At 60.1% G+C, this 19,959-nt stretch carries 22 protein-coding genes; 9 read left to right on the forward strand and 13 right to left on the reverse strand.

What is annotated here, in order from left to right; genetic code table 11:
• Positions 1–12 precede the first annotated feature (12 nt).
• Entirely contained in the window at positions 13–831 is an 819-nt protein-coding gene (locus IMCC21224_RS01350) for a class I SAM-dependent methyltransferase (RefSeq protein ID WP_047993815.1), read from the reverse strand.
• Positions 832–845: 14 nt separating this feature from the next.
• Here IMCC21224_RS01350 and IMCC21224_RS01355 point away from each other — a divergent pair, with 14 nt between their 5' ends.
• The 4 genes from IMCC21224_RS01355 to IMCC21224_RS01370 are packed head-to-tail and all read left to right on the forward strand — an operon-like array spanning position 846 to position 3,150.
• Entirely contained in the window at positions 846–1,574 is a 729-nt protein-coding gene (locus IMCC21224_RS01355) for a ComF family protein (protein ID WP_047993816.1), read from the forward strand.
• Positions 1,575–1,604: 30 nt separating this feature from the next.
• The gene (gene grxC, locus IMCC21224_RS01360; RefSeq protein ID WP_047993817.1) at positions 1,605–1,862 is read left to right on the forward strand and encodes a glutaredoxin 3; all 258 of its coding nucleotides are present in this window, start codon (positions 1,605–1,607) and stop codon (positions 1,860–1,862) included.
• Entirely contained in the window at positions 1,859–2,704 is an 846-nt protein-coding gene (locus IMCC21224_RS01365; protein WP_047993818.1) for a carbon-nitrogen hydrolase family protein, read from the forward strand. The genes grxC and IMCC21224_RS01365 overlap by 4 nt, the downstream gene beginning before the upstream one ends.
• Positions 2,701–3,150 (forward strand): MarR family winged helix-turn-helix transcriptional regulator, encoded by a 450-nt coding sequence (locus IMCC21224_RS01370; RefSeq protein ID WP_047993819.1) that lies wholly within the window; start codon positions 2,701–2,703, stop codon positions 3,148–3,150. Before IMCC21224_RS01365 ends, IMCC21224_RS01370 begins: the two co-directional genes overlap by 4 nt.
• Before the next feature lie 23 nt (positions 3,151–3,173).
• Here IMCC21224_RS01370 and ubiG read toward each other — a convergent pair whose 3' ends face one another.
• Positions 3,174–3,911, reverse strand: coding sequence for a bifunctional 2-polyprenyl-6-hydroxyphenol methylase/3-demethylubiquinol 3-O-methyltransferase UbiG (gene ubiG, locus IMCC21224_RS01375; protein WP_047993820.1), 738 nt, complete (start codon positions 3,909–3,911; stop codon positions 3,174–3,176).
• A gap of 73 nt (positions 3,912–3,984) precedes the next feature.
• Here ubiG and pip point away from each other — a divergent pair, with 73 nt between their 5' ends.
• The 5 genes from pip (at position 3,985) to IMCC21224_RS01400 (ending at position 10,537) form a co-directional block, all read left to right on the forward strand.
• Positions 3,985–4,956: a prolyl aminopeptidase gene (gene pip, locus IMCC21224_RS01380; RefSeq protein WP_047993821.1), complete on the forward strand. Its 972-nt coding sequence runs from the start codon at positions 3,985–3,987 to the stop codon at positions 4,954–4,956.
• 121 nt (positions 4,957–5,077) lie between these two features.
• Positions 5,078–6,076 carry an ABC transporter permease gene (locus tag IMCC21224_RS01385; RefSeq protein ID WP_047993822.1) on the forward strand — a complete coding sequence of 333 codons (999 nt, stop codon included), beginning with the start codon at positions 5,078–5,080 and terminating at the stop codon, positions 6,074–6,076.
• Complete coding sequence (locus IMCC21224_RS01390) at positions 6,073–7,278, forward strand: ABC transporter permease (RefSeq protein WP_082135100.1); 1,206 nt, start codon at positions 6,073–6,075, stop codon at positions 7,276–7,278. Before IMCC21224_RS01385 ends, IMCC21224_RS01390 begins: the two co-directional genes overlap by 4 nt.
• Positions 7,275–8,918: an ABC transporter ATP-binding protein gene (locus IMCC21224_RS01395; protein ID WP_047993823.1), complete on the forward strand. Its 1,644-nt coding sequence runs from the start codon at positions 7,275–7,277 to the stop codon at positions 8,916–8,918. The genes IMCC21224_RS01390 and IMCC21224_RS01395 overlap by 4 nt, the downstream gene beginning before the upstream one ends.
• Positions 8,919–8,992: 74 nt before the next feature.
• Positions 8,993–10,537, forward strand: coding sequence for an ABC transporter substrate-binding protein (locus IMCC21224_RS01400; RefSeq protein WP_047993824.1), 1,545 nt, complete (start codon positions 8,993–8,995; stop codon positions 10,535–10,537).
• A gap of 72 nt (positions 10,538–10,609) precedes the next feature.
• Here the strand turns inward: IMCC21224_RS01400 and IMCC21224_RS01405 are convergent, their stop codons facing one another.
• Genes IMCC21224_RS01405 through IMCC21224_RS01455 form a run of 11 tightly spaced genes read right to left on the reverse strand, consistent with a single transcriptional unit; the run spans position 10,610 to position 19,916 of the window.
• Positions 10,610–11,515, reverse strand: coding sequence for a LysR substrate-binding domain-containing protein (locus IMCC21224_RS01405; protein WP_053078861.1), 906 nt, complete (start codon positions 11,513–11,515; stop codon positions 10,610–10,612).
• A 17-nt stretch (positions 11,516–11,532) separates the two neighbouring features.
• Positions 11,533–12,189 carry an aspartate/glutamate racemase family protein gene (locus IMCC21224_RS01410; protein ID WP_047993825.1) on the reverse strand — a complete coding sequence of 219 codons (657 nt, stop codon included), beginning with the start codon at positions 12,187–12,189 and terminating at the stop codon, positions 11,533–11,535.
• Positions 12,186–13,640 carry a dihydropyrimidinase gene (gene hydA, locus IMCC21224_RS01415; protein ID WP_047993826.1) on the reverse strand — a complete coding sequence of 485 codons (1,455 nt, stop codon included), beginning with the start codon at positions 13,638–13,640 and terminating at the stop codon, positions 12,186–12,188. The genes IMCC21224_RS01410 and hydA overlap by 4 nt, the downstream gene beginning before the upstream one ends.
• 11 nt (positions 13,641–13,651) lie before the next feature.
• The gene (locus tag IMCC21224_RS01420; protein ID WP_047993827.1) at positions 13,652–14,440 is read right to left on the reverse strand and encodes an SDR family oxidoreductase; all 789 of its coding nucleotides are present in this window, start codon (positions 14,438–14,440) and stop codon (positions 13,652–13,654) included.
• Positions 14,440–15,375, reverse strand: a complete 936-nt coding sequence (locus tag IMCC21224_RS01425) for a dihydrodipicolinate synthase family protein (protein ID WP_047993828.1) — start codon at positions 15,373–15,375, stop codon at positions 14,440–14,442. Before IMCC21224_RS01425 ends, IMCC21224_RS01420 begins: the two co-directional genes overlap by 1 nt.
• Positions 15,372–16,004, reverse strand: coding sequence for a flavin reductase family protein (locus tag IMCC21224_RS01430; RefSeq protein WP_231581993.1), 633 nt, complete (start codon positions 16,002–16,004; stop codon positions 15,372–15,374). The genes IMCC21224_RS01425 and IMCC21224_RS01430 overlap by 4 nt, the downstream gene beginning before the upstream one ends.
• Entirely contained in the window at positions 16,001–16,927 is a 927-nt protein-coding gene (locus IMCC21224_RS01435) for an N-carbamoyl-D-amino-acid hydrolase (protein WP_047993829.1), read from the reverse strand. Before IMCC21224_RS01435 ends, IMCC21224_RS01430 begins: the two co-directional genes overlap by 4 nt.
• Before the next feature lie 14 nt (positions 16,928–16,941).
• Positions 16,942–17,607 carry an amino acid ABC transporter permease gene (locus IMCC21224_RS01440; RefSeq protein ID WP_047993830.1) on the reverse strand — a complete coding sequence of 222 codons (666 nt, stop codon included), beginning with the start codon at positions 17,605–17,607 and terminating at the stop codon, positions 16,942–16,944.
• A gap of 3 nt (positions 17,608–17,610) precedes the next feature.
• A complete protein-coding gene (locus IMCC21224_RS01445) occupies positions 17,611–18,285 on the reverse strand; it encodes an amino acid ABC transporter permease (protein ID WP_047993831.1) in 675 nt (224 codons plus the stop codon).
• 3 nt (positions 18,286–18,288) lie between these two features.
• On the reverse strand, positions 18,289–19,065 hold the full coding sequence (locus IMCC21224_RS01450; protein ID WP_047993832.1) for an amino acid ABC transporter ATP-binding protein: 777 nt from the start codon (positions 19,063–19,065) through the stop codon (positions 18,289–18,291).
• An 11-nt stretch (positions 19,066–19,076) separates the two neighbouring features.
• The gene (locus IMCC21224_RS01455) at positions 19,077–19,916 is read right to left on the reverse strand and encodes a transporter substrate-binding domain-containing protein (protein WP_053078862.1); all 840 of its coding nucleotides are present in this window, start codon (positions 19,914–19,916) and stop codon (positions 19,077–19,079) included.
• Positions 19,917–19,959 lie beyond the last annotated feature (43 nt).

Consider the following 19,959-nt stretch of genomic DNA (forward strand, 5'->3'; position numbering starts at 1 on the left):
CTGCACCGCAGGTCAATCTTTGAGCGGCGTTTCCTGTGTACCTAACGCCTCGGCCAACCGGGCCGAGGCCGAGCCGGGCCGCAATGCTTGCGGTTGCGACGCATCCGGGGCCCAGCCGGTCAGCACGATAATTTCGAACGTTGCGGTGATACGTCCCTGAGTATCACTATATTCGCGGTCGTAAATCTTGGCCGCCTCATTCAGAACCGCGCGCCGGGTGGGATGTCTGAGCCGTGCGGCCAGCGCGTTGGTCTCGCCCATGGCGCGCAGGTCGTGCATCAGGTTCCACAGGTCTGCGTAGCTCACGTTCAGCGGCACAGAATCCGCGACAGGCAGCGCAAATCCGGCGCGTTGCAGAAGCGCGCCCAGATCACGGATTTCACCCATCGGCGCGACGCGCGGCGAAAGCCCGCCAGTCACGGTAATTTCTGCCTGGCCAAGGGCCGCGCGCAACTGGTGCAGGGTTTGCCCGCCAAACGCCAGAGTCAGGCTTAATCCATCAGGCCGCAAAGCGCGCCGACACTGAATAAGCTGGCCGACTGGATCATCGGCCCAATGCAGCGCCAGCGCGTGGATCACCAGATCATGTGCGCCGGGCTCAAGATCCAGAACCTCGGTATCCGCGACAATTGTGGCGTCAGGAAAGGCCGCGCGCCAGATTTCCGGAAAAGCGGTGACGATTGCTGGCGCAGTAAATGATTTGTTAACCATGGCGAGCCGATCCTGAGCCTCGTCACGCACGGTGTCGTGCAGGAACAGTGCGTCGCGCCGCGCGCGGGCGCGATGCAAGGTCAGGGCCGAGAGATCGGTCAGTTTTGTCGGGCTCGTCATAGGAGGTAGATAGGATGCTGGCGCAGCGGTTGCAAACGGCGCTTCGGGTGATTTATCCGCCCCGCTGCCTGACCTGCGATGGTCTGGTCGAAAGCGATTTTGGCCTATGCGGTGCTTGCTGGCGCGAGACATCTTTTGTCGCGGGCCTGGTTTGCGACCTTTGCGGTGTTCCGTTGCCAGGGTCGTCGGATCAGATTGAACACTGTGACGACTGCCTGACAATTGCGCGGCCATGGGTGCAGGGGCGTGCGGCATTGATATACAAGGATACCGGGCGTCGCATGGTCCTGTCGCTGAAACACGGCGACCGGCACGATATTGTGAACCCTGCGGCGCTGTGGATGGCCCGCGCCGTGCGTCCAATTCTGCGGCCCGGATCGGTTGTCGTGCCGATCCCGCTGCACCCGTTTCGTCTGTTGCGGCGGCGATACAACCAGTCGGCCCTGTTGGCACAGGCCTTGGCGCGCCAGCTAGGGTGCGATTGTTGTCCTGATGCGCTGCAGCGTGTCCGTCATACTCCGTCACTGGATGGCAAAAGCCGCGAGGAACGGTTTGCCACCCTCGACAGTGCCTTGCGGCCCCACCCCAGACGGATGGATGTTTTACGTGATCGTCCGGTTGTGTTGGTTGATGACGTCATGACCACCGGGGCGACCTTTGCCGCCGCCGCAGCGGCGTGTATTGCAGCAGGCGCAACCGAGGTTTGCATCACAATGCTGGCGCGCGTTGCAAAGGATATCTAAATCCCTGACAAAGGGTCAAAGGATACCAACATGCAAACTGTCGAAATTTATACATCGCCGCTCTGCGGTTTCTGCCATGCCGCCAAGCGGCTTCTGACCCAGAAAGGCGTCGCTTTTTCCGAGGTTGATGTGCTCAAACAGCCCGATCGCAAGGCCGAGATGATTCAGCGCGCCAATGGCGGGCGGACGGTGCCGCAGATTTTTGTCGGTGACACCCATGTCGGCGGTTGCGACGACCTGTTCGGGCTGGACCGGGCGGGCAAGCTGGACGCGTTGCTGGCAGGATGAGCCGCGCCGCGCTTTTGCAACTGACATCGTCAGACGATCCGGCGCAGAATCTGGCAATGGTTACGAACCTTGTGGCGCGCGCGGTGGCCGAGGGGGCGGATTTTGTGCTGACCCCCGAAGTCACCAATTGCGTGTCCGCAAGTCGCCCGCATCAGCGCAGGATCCTGCAACGCGAGGGCGCGGATCCAACGCTCGCTGGTCTGCGCGATGCGGCGGCGCGCCAAGGCGTTTGGCTGCTGGCAGGGTCATTGGCACTGAAGTCTGATCCGCCAGAGGAACGGTTCGCGAACCGTTCGTTTCTGATTGCGCCGGACGGAAGCATCGCGGCGCGGTATGACAAAATGCACATGTTCGACGTTCAGGTGTCCGAGGCGGAAACTTACAAAGAATCGTCGGGCTACGCGCCGGGCGATCGCGCAGTTGTGGCCGACACGCCACTTGGCCGGATTGGGCTGACCGTTTGCTATGATGTGCGGTTTGCCTATCTTTACCGCAAACTTGCGCAGGCGGGTGCAAAGATTCTGACCGTGCCTTCGGCCTTTTCCACGGCCACTGGTCCCGCACATTGGGAACCATTGCTGCGCGCCCGCGCGATCGAGACAGGGGCGTATGTTCTTGCTCCTGCGCAGGTCGGGCAACACGCGGCCTCTGACGGCAAACAGCGCTCGACCTATGGGCATTCCATGGCGGTTTCACCTTGGGGCGAAGTGCTGCTGGATGCCGGAACAGTGCCGGGGATTCACATGGTCGATATCGACCTGACGCAGGTGGCTGCCGCGCGCGCCAAGATCCCGTCCCTGCAACATGACCGGACCTTTTCTGGCCCGGCCAGCCTAAAATGAGCGACAATTCCCTCGCCATATCGCTCGTTAGTGAGCTTTTGACCGCTGACCAGTTGTTGCGCGCCAGGCTGACCCGTGTGCTGCCCAACAAAATGGAAATCTCGCATTTTTCAGTTCTAAACGCGCTTGCTCGTGTTGGGTCCGAGCGCAGTCCGGCGCAACTGGCGCGTGCGTTTCACGTGACCCGTGGTGCGATGACCAATACTCTGACCAAGCTGGATATTTCCGGCTATGTCCACATCCGCCCGGATTGGGACGATGCCCGTAAAAAACTGGTGTCGATAAGCCCGGCGGGGCTGGCTGCGCGCGACGCCGCACTGGCGGCGATTACACCGCTGATCACCGAAATGGTGGGGGATCTGGGCGAGGCCAAGGTGCGCGCCGCGCTTCCTGTGTTGCGGGATCTGCGCACTAAGCTCGAATCAGACGACCCGACTCTGACCTGACATGTCGGACAAAAGCGTCCCGCCTAGGGTTTAAGAGCGGCTGTCACGTAGTTGCAGCCAAGATCGCGCGCGGAAATTTTCCATTGCCAGGTGATCGGGTTAAACACGAATCCCTTGCGATCAACTGGGTCAAAACCGGCTTTTGACAGCAGGTCGAACAACTCGTCCGGGGTGATGAACTTGCGCCAGTCATGGGTGCCCTTGGGCAGCCACCGCATCACATGCTCGGCGCCAATGATCGCCATTGCAAAGCTTTTGGGATTGCGGTTGAGGGTCGAACAGATGTGCAGCCCGCCCGGACGCAGCAATTGCTGGCAGGCGGTCAGAAACCCCAGCGGGTCGGCGACATGTTCCACCACCTCCATGTTCAGCACCACGTCGAATTGGGCACCGGTTTCGGCCAACGCCTCGGCTGTGGTGAAACGGTAGTCGATCTCCAATCCGGTTTGCTGCGCGTGCGTTTGCGCCACCGGGATATTGCGTTCGGCCGCGTCAACACCCACCACGTCGGCCCCAAGCCGCGCCATCGGTTCGCACAACAACCCGCCGCCGCAGCCGATATCGAGTATTTTCAGACCGTCAAAAGGCGCGCGTGTCCCAAGATCGCGGTCAAACTCTCCGGCAATTTGCCCGGTGATATAGTCTAGGCGGCAGGGGTTCAGCATATGCAGTGGCTTAAACTTGCCGTTCGGATCCCACCATTCGGCAGCCATTGCCGTAAATTTGGCAATTTCGGACGGATCGACGGTGTTGGTGGTCATGGCGGCATTTCCCGTATTCGCAAGAGCAGTTTTTTCGTGGCCTTTTGTACTCTGCCTCTAATATAGATCAGCCATGGACAAAGACTTGGGCCAAAAGCGCGCAGTGCAGTACCTCTACCCTCCGGTGGATCCGTTTGACCAGCGGATGCTGGATGTCGGGGCAGGGCACACGATCTATGTCGAGCAATGCGGAAACCCGCAAGGCATCCCCGTGATCGTGCTGCATGGGGGGCCGGGTGGCGGGTGTAGCCCGTCGATGCGGCGCTATTTCGACCCGAGCGTCTATCGTGTCGTGCTGTTCGACCAGCGTGGATGTGGACGTTCGCGGCCGCATGCCAGCGTCATCGACAATACCACGTGGGATCTGGTCGCGGATATCGAACAGATTCGCGGAGCACTGGACATTGACCGCTTTATTGTCTTTGGCGGCAGTTGGGGCGCTACGCTAGCGTTGGTCTATGCGATCTCGCATCCTGAATGCGTCCGCCATCTGGTGCTGCGCGGTGTTTTCCTGATGACCCAGGCCGAGCTGGACTGGTTTTACGGCGGTGGTGCGGGGCAGTTCTGGCCCGAACCCTGGGCGCGGTTTGCCGATTTGATCCCCGAGGACGAGCGGGGAGACATGATCGCTGCGTACCACAAGCGGTTGTTTTCCGGCGACCTGCGGATCGAGACGCAATATGCGCGCGCATGGTCGTCGTGGGAAAACGCGCTGGCGTCGGTGCAATCCAATGGGCAGGGGGGTGAAGCACCGGGCGAATATGCCCGCGCCTTTGCCCGGCTTGAAAACCACTATTTCACCCATGCCGGATTCCTTGATCAGGACAACTGGATCCTGAACAATATTGATCGCATCCGGCACATTCCCGGTGTGATCGTTCAGGGGCGCTATGACATGATCTGCCCGCCAGTGCGCGCATGGCGGTTGGCCAAAGCCTGGCCCAATGCCGACCTGCGCATGATCCGCAACTCCGGGCATGCCTTGTCCGAGCCAGGAATCAGCGCCGAACTTGTTCATGTCATGAACCAGATTGCTGTGACCTGACCTGTGTCGTGGGCAATTGCCCGTTATGTGGGCATTTCTGCCATGGTTCGCCAAAGATGTGTTTACACCAGAGATTCTGGCGCTAACGTGACAACACCCTGAAAAGGAGCTTTTTTACAACGTGTCCTCGGTCCTGAAAATAATAGCGCAACGGCTGGCATTTGGTGTGCTGACGCTGTTCGTTGTCTCGGTACTGATCTTCACGGCTGTAAATCTTCTTCCTGGTGACTTTGCGCAGGCGATCCTCGGGCAGGGCGCAACGCCCGAGGCCGTCGACTCCATTCGGCGCGACCTTGGTTTGGACCAGCCCCCAGTCACCCGATATTTCCAATGGCTTGCTGCGGCGGTGCAGGGCGATCTTGGGAATTCCTTTGCACAGGCGAATTTTGCCAGCTTTGTGGGCGCGGATTCTGGCAGCGGGCTTAGTTCCGTCGCCGAGCAGATCGCGCCACGGTTCTGGAATACGATGTTTCTTGCCGGGGTAACGGCCCTGATTGCGGTGCCGTTCTCGGTCGCGCTGGGCATTCTTGCCGCGCTCTATCGCAATTCGGCGTTCGACAAGGCGGCGAACATCTTTACCCTCAGTTCGATCAGCAGCCCGGAATTTTTTCTGGCCTACATCCTGATTCTGTTTCTGGCGGTGCTGAACCCCCTGCTGCCCAGCCTGTCGAATATCTATATCGGCATGGGGCTGGGTGAGCGGTTTGAAAAGACGCTGCTTCCGGCCCTGACACTGACCCTTGTGGTCACGGCGCATATGATGCGGATGACGCGGGCGGCGATCATCAACCTGCTGGCTTCGCCGTACATTGAGATGGCGCGCCTCAAGGGTATGTCGCCGATGCGGGTGATTGTGCGACACGCGCTGCCGAATGCGCTGGCTCCCATCATCAACGTAATCGCGCTGAATCTGGCTTATCTTATTACCGGCGTCGTCGTGGTCGAGGTGGTGTTTGTTTATCCCGGCATCGGCCAGTTGTTCGTCGATAGCGTCAAGATTCGCGACATCCCCGTCGTGCAAGCCTGCTGCCTGATCTTTGCGGCGGCCTACATTCTTCTTAACCTTACGGCGGACATCATGGCGATCCTCAGCAACCCACGTCTGAGGCATCCGAAATGAGTTTTATCCTGCAAATTGCCGCCGTACTTACCTTTTGCCTTGCTGGTGGCTGGGTTCTTCGGGCATTGGGGCAAAAGCTGACAGACAACAAGCCGGTGTTCCGCGACATGCCGCTGAGTGTGGCGTTTGGGTACGTTCTGGGCGCGCTGGTGCTGATCTGGGTGGTCTGGTCCTATTATCTGGCCCGCACGCTCGCGGCACCAGAGGTCAACAAATACTTCTTTTTCCGCGTCGGGATCGAATGGCTGCTGATCTTTGCCGTCTGCGCCTGGGTCTTCCGCCTTCTGGGTCAAAAGATCGGCACGTCGGGCACGCGCAAACTGTTCCGACAGATGCCCCTAACGGCGAGCTTTGGCCTGCTGACCATCCTGATCTACGCACTTCTGGCGATTTTTGCTGCGGTGCTGGCACCTTATGGTCAGGAGCAAATCATACCGGGCGTCGCCGCCAACATCGCGCCGGGCGGAGATCCGGCGCTGGGCGGCAACCCGGATTTTCCGTTGGGCACCGACCAGATTGGTCGCGATATCCTTAGCCGCCTGATCTATGGCGCGCAGAACACGGTTGGTATTGCTTTTGCCACCACGGTTCTGGCGTTCCTGCTGGGCGGCACACTCGGCTTTCTTGCCGCCACGGTGGGCGGCTGGCTGGACCAAGTTCTAAGCCGTGCGGTGGATGTCCTGATGGCGATTCCGTCGCTGATCTTTGCGCTGTTGCTGATGACCATCGCCAGCGCCTGGGCCGGATCGCAAAAGGAACTGCTGACCGTCTATATGGTTTTGATCATTGCGGTGATCGATTCCACCCGTGTGTTCCGTCTGGCCCGCGCGGTGGGCGTCAATATTGTCGTCATGGACTATATCGAAGCGGCCAAACTGCGCGGCGAAGGAATGGCATACCTGATTTTCAAAGAGATCCTGCCGAATGCCACCGCGCCTTTGCTGGCCGAATTTGGGTTGCGGTTCTGCTTTGTGTTCCTGACCATTGCGTCGTTGTCCTTTCTGGGGGTGGGTATTCAGCCACCGCTGGCGGATTGGGGTACGATGGTGCGGGATCTGGCGCAGTTCATCAACTTTGCCGCCTTTGCGCCGCAGGTGGCCAGCGCACCGCTGCTGGCGGCAGGGGCGATTGCCCTGCTGACCGTGGCTGTCAATTTTGTGGTGGACTGGATGCTGCACAGATCGTCGGGGCTCAAGGAATGAGCCGCCTTCTGACAATGAAAAACGTGGTGATCGAGGGGCGGTCAGACGAGACTTGGAATCCGATCATCAACGGCGTTGACCTGCATCTCGACAAGGGAGAAGTGCTGGGCCTTATCGGTGAGTCCGGGGCCGGAAAATCGACAATGGGTTTGGCCGCGATGGGATTCTGTCGCGACGGTGTGCGCATCAGCAGCGGGTCAGTTGAATTCGACGGAATTGACCTGCTTAAGGCGTCCGCAGCGGTAAAACGTGACCTGCTGGGTAAACGTATTGCCTATGTGGCGCAATCGGCGGCGGCGTCCTTTAACCCCGCGCATCAGATCATCGACCAGCACACCGAGGGCCCGGTACAGCACGGCGTCATGTCCAAAGCCGAGAGCGAACAGGACGCAATGACGCTTTATGCCAAGCTGCGTTTGCCTAACCCCGAAGAGATCGGGTTCCGCTATCCGCATCAGGTCTCGGGTGGGCAATTGCAGCGTGCGATGACGGCGATGGCAATGTCCTGCCGTCCCGACCTGATCATCTTTGACGAACCGACCACTGCGCTGGACGTGACCACCCAGATCGAGGTGTTGGCCAGTATCCGTGACATCGTGGCCGAATATGACACGGCGGCGATCTACATCACGCATGATCTGGCCGTGGTCGCGCAGATGGCTGACCGGATCAAAGTTCTGCTCAAGGGGGATGAGGTCGAAGAGGCCGAGACCCGCGAGATGCTGAGCAACCCGCAACAGGAATACACCAAAAGCCTCTGGGCTGTGCGCGAATTCCAGCGCCCGCAAAAACCGGCAGTACACACCAGCGCGACGCCGGTGGTCTCGGTTCAGGGGATCTCGGCGGCCTATGGCAAGGTGGACGTGCTGCGCGATGTCAGCTTTGATATCCACGCCGGGCGCACCGTGGCAGTCGTGGGTGAATCCGGGTCGGGAAAATCAACGACCGCGCGCTGCATCACTGGCCTGTTGCCGCCGCGTCTGGGCGTGATCGAATTCGACGGTGTCGCGCTGCCGCTGGATTATCGCAAGCGCAACAAGATGCAGTTGCGTCAGGCGCAGATGATTTACCAGATGGCCGACACGGCGCTGAACCCGCGAAAATCCATCGGGGAAATCATCGGCCGCCCGGTGCAATTCTACATGGGTCTGACCGGCAAGGCGAAGCGTCGCCGGGTCGAGGAACTGCTGGAGCAGATAGAACTGCCCGCTGCACAGTATTTCGACCGCCTTCCGTCCGAGCTTTCTGGTGGTCAGAAACAGCGCATCGGCATCGCCCGCGCACTGGCGGCCGAGCCAAAGTTCATCATCTGCGATGAGGTGACAAGCGCGCTGGATCAATTGGTGGCCGAGGGTATTCTGCGGCTTCTGGCGCGGCTTCAGGATGATCTGGGCCTGAGCTACATGTTCATCACACATGATCTGGCGACGGTGAAATCCATCGCTGATGAAGTGGTGGTAATGAAGGATGGGCGCGTCGTTGAACAGGGGCCCAAGGTTGAAATGTTCCAACCGCCGCACCACGCCTACACGGATCTGTTGCTGAGTTCGGTGCCCGAAATGGACCCCGACTGGCTGAGCAATCTTTTGGCGGAACGTGGTGTTGATAACATCGGCGATGCCGCAGTTGATAAGATGTAATCAGAATCACCCCGGCCTATGGGGGTATCGCGGGGTAATGCCCGTGCAAGAGACATAACAACGGGAGACGACAAATGACACGGATCAGCAGACGCGGATTGCTCAAGACCGGTGCCGCAGCCGGTGTGCTTGCGGCCTCGGGCCTGCCGCTGCGGGCGCAAGCCATGCGTGGCGGACGCCTGCGGGCTGGCCTGAACGGCTCGAACACCAGCGACAGCTGGGACGGGCGCACACATTCGGATATTTTTATGATCGCTTCGGCTCAGGGTGCGGTCTATGACAGCCTGACCGAAGTCGCCGCCGACGGTTCGCTGGTCGGTGAACTGGCCACCGACTGGGAGGCAACCCCAGACGCTAAAACCTGGACGTTCAACCTGCGTCAGGGCGTAACCTTTCACAACGGCAAGGCGTTCGGCGCCGATGACGTGATCGAATCGCTGCAAATACACGTCGCCGAGGGTGCAAAATCCGCCGCCCAACCGATTGTCGCCGCCATTGCCGAGATGAAAAAGACCGGCGACCATCAGGTGCAGTTCACGCTGGACGCCGGCAATGCCGATTTTCCTTACCTCATGTCAGATTATCACCTGCTGATGTATCCCGCAGGCATGATCGACGAGGCGATCGCCAAAGGTATTGGCACTGGCCTCTATGCGGTGCAGAGCTTTGAGCCCGGCGTGCGGATGGTCGCCAAGAGGGTCGACAGTCACTACAAAGGCGACAGCGCGGGCTTTTTTGACGAGATCGAATATATCGCGATCAACGATTCCACCGCGCGGATGAATGCCCTGCTGACCGGCCAGGTCGACGCGATCAACCGGATTGATTTCAAGACCGAGGCGCTGCTCAAGGCAAATCCAATGGTCCGGGTACAAGAGGTTACAGGCAACCAGCACTACACCTTCCCGATGCTGACCAAAGTGGCGCCGTTCGACGACGTGAACGTGCGCCGCGCTTTGAAATATGGCATCAACCGGCAGGAATTGGTGGACAAGATCCTTCAGGGCCACGGCATGCCGGGCAACGACACGCCAATCGGCCCCGCCAATCAGTATTTCTATGCAGATATGGAGCCGCTGACCTATGACCCCGACAAAGCCAAATTCTACCTGAAAGAGGCGGGCCTGACGTCTCTGGACGTAGACCTTAGCGTGTCAAACGCCGCATTCAACGGCGCCGTGGATTCAGCCCAGCTTTATCAGGCATCAGCCAAGGGGGCGGGCATCAACATCAACGTGGTGCAGGAACCGGCAGATGGCTATTGGTCGAACGTCTGGTTGAAAAAGCCGTTTTGCGCGTCATATTGGTCTGGTCGTGCAACCGAGGACTGGATGTTTGCCAGCGCTTACGAAACTGGCGTGCCGTGGAATGACAGTCAGTGGGACCAGCCGCGGTTCCAGGAATTGCTACTGTCAGCACGGGCGACGCTGGATACGGCGACGCGCAAGGACATGTATCACGAGATGCAGCAGATCCTTCGCGACGATGGCGGCGTAATCATCCCGATGTTCGCCAACTATGTTGAGGCGATCAGCAACAAGATTGTATCGCCCGAGGTGGTCGGCAACCTGTGGCAGATGGACAATGCGCGCATGGCCGAACGTTGGCATATGGCCTGATCCTGCCGGGTTATTGAAATGGAGCGCCCTGCCAACTGGCGGGGCGTTCTGCATTCACGCTTTGGCCTTTGATCACCCTTGCAGGGCGGTCTCAAACTCGGTGCAGAACCCCTCGACCAGTCGCGACATCGGGCGGCCGGGGCGGGTCAGCAGACATGCGGTGATCGGGATCGCCGGGCGAAACGTGCGACTGACCAAATCCATGTTGGGCAGGAACGTGCCAGTGTAACGGTCGACAATCGCGACACCGATGCCAGATTGCGCCAGAACAGCGGCAGTATGACAATAACGTACCTCGACCTGCGGTTCGTAGGGTGTGTGGGCCTTGTCAAAGGCGGCCTGCAACATTTGACCGATACGCGACGCCCGGTCGATACCGATGAAGCCGTGTTCATAGGCCTCTTCCGGGCCAAACTCGGGAAGAGATTCCAGCGGATGGCCCGGTGGGATCATGGCAACCATCCGATCGGTGCGCAACACCCGGACATCTACGCCGGGGTGACTGTCGAGTCCGAGGCAAAGGCCGACATCCACCGCCCCGATCGCCACAGCATCCGACACATTTTCAAGCCGCCGTACATCGTATTGTACCGTCACACCGGGTCGCGTCGCAAGGAACCGCCGCAGCGCCACCGGCACAACTGAATGTCCCAGCGGGGGCGTCGCCATAATCCGCAACTTGCCCACAGTGCCACCGCGCAACTCCCGTACACGGCTTTCGACCCCGCGCAACTGCTCGAATAGCGGTTCTATCTCTTGGAACAGGCTGCGCGCTTCGCTGGTTGCGATCATGCGCTTTTTTTGGCGCTCAAACAGCGCAAAGCCCAACTGATCCTCAAGCTGCTTGATTGCGGTCGAGACCGAGGGTTGCGAGATCCCCAATTCTGTTGCCGTGGCTACGGTGGTCTTGTGCAGCATCATCGTGCCGAAGACTTCCAGCAGACGCAGGGACAGATCGTTGCGGCGTTTGATTTTCATCCGCGCAGACTGCGCGATCAGCCTCCCGAGGCCAAGAGCATTCCCAACGCCATACCCACAGCTGCCTGCGTTGGATCGATAATTGGGCATCCCATGGCGTCCTGCAATCGCGTGCGATGGACCGCCATGCCGGCGCACCCCAGCACCAGCGCCTCGGCTCCGTCGCCAATCAGCGCGCTGCCGATATCTGTCAACCGATCAAAGGTGCCCGCCCCGCGCGCGGTTTCATCCACGCTCATGTTCAGCGCCCGTTCCCCAGCGACCCGGTCCAGCACGCCCATGCGCCGCATATAGAGCCTGTGACGGCGTTCCGAAGCTGACGAAATTGCGATGATGCCAATGCGGTCAGCACGTGCCAATGCGGTCAGCACACCGCTTTCCTGGATGCCAAATACCGGGATTGGTTGCGCCGTGCGACAGGTGTCGATGCCGGGATCGGAATAGCAGGCGATCACAAACGCGCCCGCATCGGGTCGCGACTGCATGAGCGCCAGCATCGGCAGGACGACCTGATCTGAATGCAACTGGCTTTCGATGCCGAATGGCCCTTCGACGAGTGTGACACATTCAATGCCGGGGCCGCCGGGCAGGCGAAACCCGTCCAGTGCCGCGTTCAGGCCATCGGTCACGGCCTGGTTCGAGTTCGGGTTGATGACAACAATCGGCCCGCTCATGGCGCGATCCGCGCGCCAAAGTTGCGTACCGGGTCGAGCTCCAGCTCGGTTCCGCCGGGATGGCCCGTCAGGTCGGTGCGGTCGCGGACGACAAACTGGCCGTGGCCGGGGTCTGCCTTTAGTTCACCGTTCTCGATCACACGTTTGCCGCGGGTCAAAACGGTTGTCGGCCAGCCCGTCAGGGTCCAGCCGTCATACGGCGTGTAGTCCATATTGTCGTGTTGATCGGCCAGCGTGACCTTACGGGTCTCTTTCGGATCCCAGATAGCGATATCCGCGTCCATGCCAATCGCTATCGACCCCTTGGTGCCCAACCCGTACAGTTTGGCCGCGTTGCTGGCTGACAGGGCGACGAACTGTTGTAACGTGATCCGCCCACGGTTCACCCCTTCGGAAAACAACAAAGGCAGGCGCAGACCGATCCCCGGCATACCGTTAGCGATCTGCTTGAACGTTGCATCCGGCCCATTGGCCAGTTTGCCGGTGTCGTCATAGCGATAGGGCGCATGATCCGACGAAAACACCGAAAATGTGCCAGCCTGCAGATGCCGCCACAACACTTCTTGGGTCGCCTCGTCCCGCAGGGGGGGCGAGCACATGAACTTGGCCCCCGCCATACCGGGCTGATCCAGATCGTCGCGGGTCAGGAACAGATATTGCGCACATGTCTCGCCAAAGATCTTGGCGCCTTTCAACCGCGCATCGGCAATCATGTCCGCGCCTTCAGGGGTTGAGACATGGACAATCAGCAGCGCTGCATCGACCAGCTTGGCCAATGCGATGGCGCGGTGAATTGCCTCGGATTCCGCCAGCGCCGGGTGACTTATGGCGTGATAGCGTGGCTTGGTGTGGCCAGCGGCGACCAGCCGGTCGGACATCCAGCCGATCATGCCCGAGTTTTCGGCATGGACCATGGTCAGCGCCCCATGGCTGCGCGCCACCGACAGGATTTCTAGGAATTGCCGGTCATCCACGCGCATCAGGTCGTAGGTCATGAAGACCTTGAACGACGTGACGCCGCGTTTGAAGGCAGCTGGCAATTCCTCGGTCAGGACCTTTTCGGTCGGGTCAGCGACAATCAGATGATAACCGTAGTCAATCACGGAACTGCCCTGCGCCCGGCTGTCGTATAGGTCGAGCGTCTCGGTCACGCCCATGCCGCGATGCTGTGCCGCAAAGGGGACAAAGCAGGAATTGCCGCCAAAGGCCGCAGAGATCGATCCGGTGCGGTAGTCGTCGGCGGTCATGCCACCGGTCGCGCTTTCTTGTGCGATGTGGCAATGCGCCTCGATCCCGCCGGGCAGGACAAGTTTGCCACTGGCGTCGATCTGATCGTGACCTTTCAGCCCGGTGCCAAGGGCGGCAATTTTGCCATCGGTGATGCCGATATCGGCGTGAAAGCGGTCGGTAGCAGTCGCCACTTCTCCGTCTGTAATGACCAGATCAAACATATGCGTTCCCTTTAGACTGACTTGATCGAACCGCCATCGCAGCGGATCAGGCTGCCGGTGACATAACTGGCCTGCTGGCTGGCTAGAAACGTGGCCACAGCAGCAAATTCCGCGACAGTGCCATATCGACCTGCCGGAATGGTGGCACGTGATGCGGCGCGGGTGTCATCAAGCGACGCACCAGAGCGTTTCGCCGCAGCGCCGTCCAATTCATCGACCCGTTCGGTATGAATCCGACCCGGCAGCAACATGTTGACGGTCACACCGTCTGCGGCCACATCCGTGGACAGCGATTTTGACCACCCGACAAGCGCCGACCGGATCGCGTTCGACAGACCCAGCGTCGGGATCGGCTGAATCACGCCAGAGGATCCCAAGGTGATCACCCGACCCCAGCCACGCGCCCGCATTCCGGGCATAACTGCCTGTGTCATGGTCACAACGCTCATCACCATGGCGTCGAAATGTGACGCGAGCACGTCGGTGTCGGCATCGACCATCTTGCCGGGGGGCGGACCGCCGGTGTTGTTTACCAGAATGTCGACGCCACCGCCCAACGTGTCCTCGGCCAACTTGCCCAGTGTCTGCACCGACGCCTTGTCACTCAGGTCTGCAACGATGTAGTCGGCGGTTCCGCCGGTAGCCCGGATGCCTTCAACTGCGGCGGCCAGCTTGTCCTCGCTTCGGCCCGATAACAGGACGGATGCGCCCTCGGCTGCCAGCGCCTGCGCGATGCCCAGACCCAGACCCCGCGACGAGGCCATGACACAGGCGCGTTTTCCGCTAAGTCCCAGATCCATCAGTTCAACTCCTTCAATCTTTTGTCCAGACGGGCCATCAGCCGCGTCAGTTCCTGCTGGTCGGTTGCGGTCAACGACGGACCCGGAGCACGCACCCGCGCCGATGCGATCACACCGCGCCGCCGCAGCACTTCCTTGCGGATTGCCAGACCCAGACCCAGTTGTTGTTCATAGCGAACCATCGGCAGGTAGGCGTCGAACATATCCTCGGCTCCGTCCACGTCCCCGGCCTGATGCCGTGCCACAACTTGCACCAGCATTTCAGGATAGGCAAACCCGGTCATCGCCCCGTCCGCGCCGCGCTGCATTTCCTGCGCGAGGAACAGTGCGGAGTTGCCGGTCAGAATCGACAGGCGCGGCACGTCACTGGTGCCGGATTCGGCTCTGACCCGGCTTAGTTTGGTCAATCCGGGCCAGTCTTCGTGCTTGAGCATGACAATCTGCGGGTGATCCACGGTCAGGCCCAGAATGGTTTCAACCGAAACCTGGACACCTGTGGTTTGCGGGTAATCCTGAAAACAAATCGGCACGTCATCGCCCAGATGTTTGCAGACCTGAGCCATGTAGCCCTTTAGCTTGGCCTCAGTTGCCATGCCGGGCTGGGGGGCGACCATGACGCCGGCGGCACCTGCATCCATCACCGTCGCAGACAGACGCGCCATATTGTCCAGACCGGCGGCAGAGACGCCGACCACGACAGGCACCCGACCTGCAACGCGGTTCAGAACGTGGCGGGCGAAACCGGTTGCCTCGTCCCCGGCCATCTTGGGCGCTTCGCCCATGATCCCAAGGATGGTCATGCCGCTGACGCCGCAATCAAGGTAGAACTCCACCATCCGGTCGGCGCTGGTCAGATCCAATGCGCCGGTATCGTCGAACGGGGTCGCAGAGATGATAAAGACACCATCTGAGTTGCGGTGGATCAGGTGGCTCATGGTGTCGTGTCCTTGAGTGGCAGTTTCGGAATGCTGTGCGGCGCAATTTCGTTCACTTCGGCATATTTGTCGGCAAAGAGCCGGGCGACCGGATAGGCGTCGGCCCAATGCACGTGCCAGTTCGACGGATCGACCAGCCCGTCACGGGCGGCAAAACCAACGGCCTCACCCACGACAATTTCGCGCTCGCGGGAAAATGTCAGGGCGGTGGTGCGGCGGCATTCGATGGCCACCGGCACAACGGCCAGCCGTGGCGGCGCCACATGGGCCGATGGAGCAAGCGCAAGACCCAGGGCCTCTGCCTCGCTGATATCGGGATCATAGGCGGCGGCGGTGTCGACCATCACGCGGGTCAGGTCCGGGGTGGCGATATTGATAACAAACTCGCCGGATCGGCGGATGTTGCGGGTGGTGTCCTTTGGGCTGCCATCGCCGTGATGTTCCAGCCCCAGAATGACCAGCGCCGGATCCTTGCCGAACAGATTAAAGAACGAATACGGCGCAACATTCACGACCCCGTGTTCATTCAGCGTTGTGACCCAGGCAATCGGGCGTGGGATCACAACAGCGGTCAGCAGTTTGTAGCGGTCGCCCGCGGACATCGCCCCCAGGTCAAGCGTCAGTGTCATTCCGGATATTCCACGCCCGTCTGGGCAGTGATCCGGGTGTAATGCTCGACTCGGCGATGGCGGGCAAAATCAAAGATCGTCGATTTTCCAAAGTTGCAAAGATCCATGTCGCAGGCATGTACGATCAGCTCGTCGTCCTCGGTCTGTGCGCGGGCCACGACAAATCCGTTGGGATCTACGATGATGCTACCCGCCATAAGCGGATGCCCGTCCTCATCCCCCGACTTTGCGACGCCGACGACCCACGCGGCATTCTGATAGGCGCCGGACGTCATGGACAGATCGGAATGGTACAGGCGATGCTCCAAACCTTCGGCGCTGTCCTGGCTGTTCACTGATGGTGTGTTGTATCCCAGCATGATCAGCTCTGCCCCCTGCAGACCCATGACGCGATACACCTCGGGCCAGCGGCGGTCGTTGCAGATGCACATACCCATCAGCGCATCCATGTTGCGCCAGACGGGAAAGCCCAGATTGCCGGGTTCGAAATAGCGTTTTTCAAGATGCTGAAACGCTCGCTCGGTGTCGAATTCCGAATGGCCGGGCAGATGCACCTTGCGATATTTTCCGACGATGTTGCCCGCGGTGTCTGTCAGGATCGAGGTGTTGAAATGGTGCCCGTCAGAGGTCTTTTCGGCGTAGCCAAAGCTGATGGCGATGCCATGGTCGCGTGCGCGATCAAACAGTGGCTGGGTGGCCGCGTTGGGCATCTCGGTCTCGAACCATTGATCGACTTCGGCAGGGTCTTCCATCCACCAGCGCGGGAAAAAGGTGGTCAGCGCCAGTTCGGGAAAGACGACAAGCCCGCAACCGGCCTTTGCCGCCTGATCGAGTAGCACGATCATCCGTGCGACCACGCTCTCGCGGCTTTCTGCCCGCTGAATCGGACCCAGTTGTGCCCCGCCAATAACGATTTCGCGCATGATATTCCTCCTGATCAGGTTGAGATGCGCCGCTCAAAGCGGCTGATCACGCGGATCAGCGGCCAGAGCAGCAACAGATATAGGCCAGCCGCCAGAACCAGCGGCGAAGCATTGTAGGTGAGCGACCGGACCAACCCGGCTGCATGAAGCATTTCCCCGAGGCTGACCACCGAAGCGAGCGAGGTCAGCTTGACCACCTCGACAGCGTTCGACAGCAGGTCGGGCAGCACGTTGCGCGTCGCCTGCGGCAGGGTCACGTAAATCAGTGTTTGTGCCTGCGTCAGTCCGGTAGAACGCGCGGCTTCGGTCTGACCCTTTGGCACCGACAGCAGCCCGGCGCGGAAAATTTCGGCGAAATAGGCCGAATTGTTGAGGAAGAAACCGATGGTGACGGCAACAAACGGCGACAGGTTCAGGCCGGCAAAGGGCAGACCGGCGTAGATAAAGATCAGCAAGACCAGCGGCGGCAGCGCGCGAAACAGATCGACAAACCCGATGCTGAGCCAGCGCAGCCAGCGACTTGGCGATACGGACCCCAGCGCCGCCGCCAGCCCGCCGACCAACCCCAGCGGGATCACCACAGCGCAGATCAGCAGGGTTATACCCAACCCCCGGATCACCAATGGTAGCGATTTGGCCATGATGCCCAGGTCAAAAAATTGTGCGAGGATTGCGTCCATGTTTCAGACCCCCGGACGCGCAAACCGCGCCTCGACCCAGCGCGACAGGATCACCAGCGGCAAAAAAATCGCCACATAGGCCAGCGCGGCGAGGGTCAGTGGCGATGCGTTGGCCGAAAAGCTTTGTGCTGTGGTGGCTTGCCCCAGGATATCAGGTACGCCGATCACCATCCCGAGCGCGGTCATCTTGGTGATTGCAATCGCGCGGTTGGTCAGCGGTGGGATCACCATGCGCAGCGCCTGCGGCAAGACCACCCAGCCCAGCGTCTGAGTAAAGCCAAGGCCAGTGGATCGCGCGGCCTCCCACTGGCCTTTTGGGGTCGCGGTGATGCCGGCCCAGACGATTTCTTCGGCAAAGGCGGCAAGGACCAGCGCCAGGATCAGGTAGAGCACCGCAAAGCTGGACAATATGATGCCGATGTTTGGCAGACCAAAATAGACCAGCAGGATCAGCACCAGCGGCGGCAGAGCGCGCATCACATCGGCAAAGATGACGATTACCAGAGAGACCGCCTTGATCCGGTACGCGCGCAGACAGGCCAGAGCTGCGCCGAAAATGATGCCGGTTACAACGATCAGCAGCGACAGGATCAGCGTGACACCGACACCTTGCAGGATCGACGGCGCGTATTTCGCCAGAACCACAGGGTTCAGAAACGTATCGAGAAAGGCGTCCAAGGATCAGTGCCGCCCCGAATACCGGCTTAGAAATGCCTGCGTGCGGGCTTCTTGCGGGTTCTCGAACACTTGTTCTGGTGTGCCCTGTTCGACGATATGACCGCCGTCCATAAAGATCACGCGGTCTGCCGCGTCGCGGGCGAATTTCATCTCGTGGCTGACCACCAGCATGGTCATGCCCTGCGATTTCATATCTCGCATCACATCCAGCACGTCACCGACAAGTTCCGGGTCGAGGGCTGAGGTCGGCTCATCAAACAGCATCACCGTCGGTTCAAGAGCCAGCGCGCGCGCGATTGCCACCCGTTGTTGTTGCCCGCCCGATAGCTGCCCCGGATATCTGTCCGCCTTGGCGGCCAGCCCGACCCGATCCAGCGCCGCCATTGCGCGGGCGTCTGCCTCGTCCCGGTTCTGTCGCAACACACGTCGCAGGGCCAGCGTGACATTTCCCAGCGCTGTCAGGTGCGGGTAAAGGTTGAAGGACTGGAACACCATGCCGATTCGCTGGCGTATGCGGTTCAGGTCGACGCCCGGTCCGGTAACACGGTCGCGCTCAAGAAAGATCGCGCCCGAATCTGGCTCTTCGAGCCGGTTGCAACAGCGCAGCATTGTCGATTTTCCCGACCCCGAAGGGCCAAGGACAAAGACCATTTCACTGCGCGCGATGCTTAGGTCGATGCCTTTCAGCACCAGCTCGGCTCCATAGCTTTTGTGCAGCGCCCGCACGGAGAGGGTCGTCGTGTTCAAGGGCGTTTTTTCCAGGTCGGGCGCTGCGGTCATGTCAGGTACCTTCAGCTACAGCCAAGGGCGTGATCATCCTCGACATAGCCGTCAAAGCCCGGCTGACCGAAACCCGGCATTGGCGTTACCGCCGCAGACCCTTCGGCCGGTACTGTGCCGAACCATTTTTCATGCATCGCGGCGATGGTGCCGTCGGTTTTCATGCATTCGATCGCGGTTTCGACTGACGCGCGCAGCTCTTCGTCACCCTTGCGGAACGGCATGCCCCAGACCAGCCCGGTCGAAAACAAATAGCTTAGTTTAACCGTCGGGTTCTGTTTGGCGGCCCAGGCAGACACAGTATTGCCCGCAACATTGGCAAAGGCACGGCCCGACACGACGGCCTGAACTGCATCGCTGTTGGTGCCGTAGCTTTCGACGATCCAGCCGATATCGGCCTCACGCTCGCGGGCCCAGCTGTCATAGGCGGATCCCTTGTTGACCGCGATCACCTTGCCTTTGAAGCCTTCGAGGTCGGTGACCTCTGCGGCGTCGGACTTGACGATGAACTGAAAGTCGGTGTTCAGGTAGCCCTCGGAGAACAGCAGATTGCCGGCCCGTTCTTCGGTAATCGTCACCGGAGCCACGACAAAATCGTAGGTCCCGGCAGCAAGCCCCGGCAGAATACCCGAAAACTGCGTGGCCACGATGTCCATCTTGGCCCCGAGACGCACGCCGATTTCATTGGCGAGGTCGATATTAAAGCCTTCGGTTCCACCGCTGAGGCTGGGCATCGCGTGGGGGGCAAACGTGCCATCCAGCGCCACAGTATAGGTTGTGTCCTGCGCCATAGCGGCAGTTCCAATGGTCATCGCTGCAACGAGCGCGCCAAATGTGATCTTGGGTATCATTCCGGGACCTCCTGAAGGTTCGTTTCTACAGTGATGTTACATC

This window comes from Puniceibacterium sp. IMCC21224, assembly GCF_001038505.1.
Classification (GTDB): Bacteria; Pseudomonadota; Alphaproteobacteria; order Rhodobacterales; family Rhodobacteraceae; genus Puniceibacterium.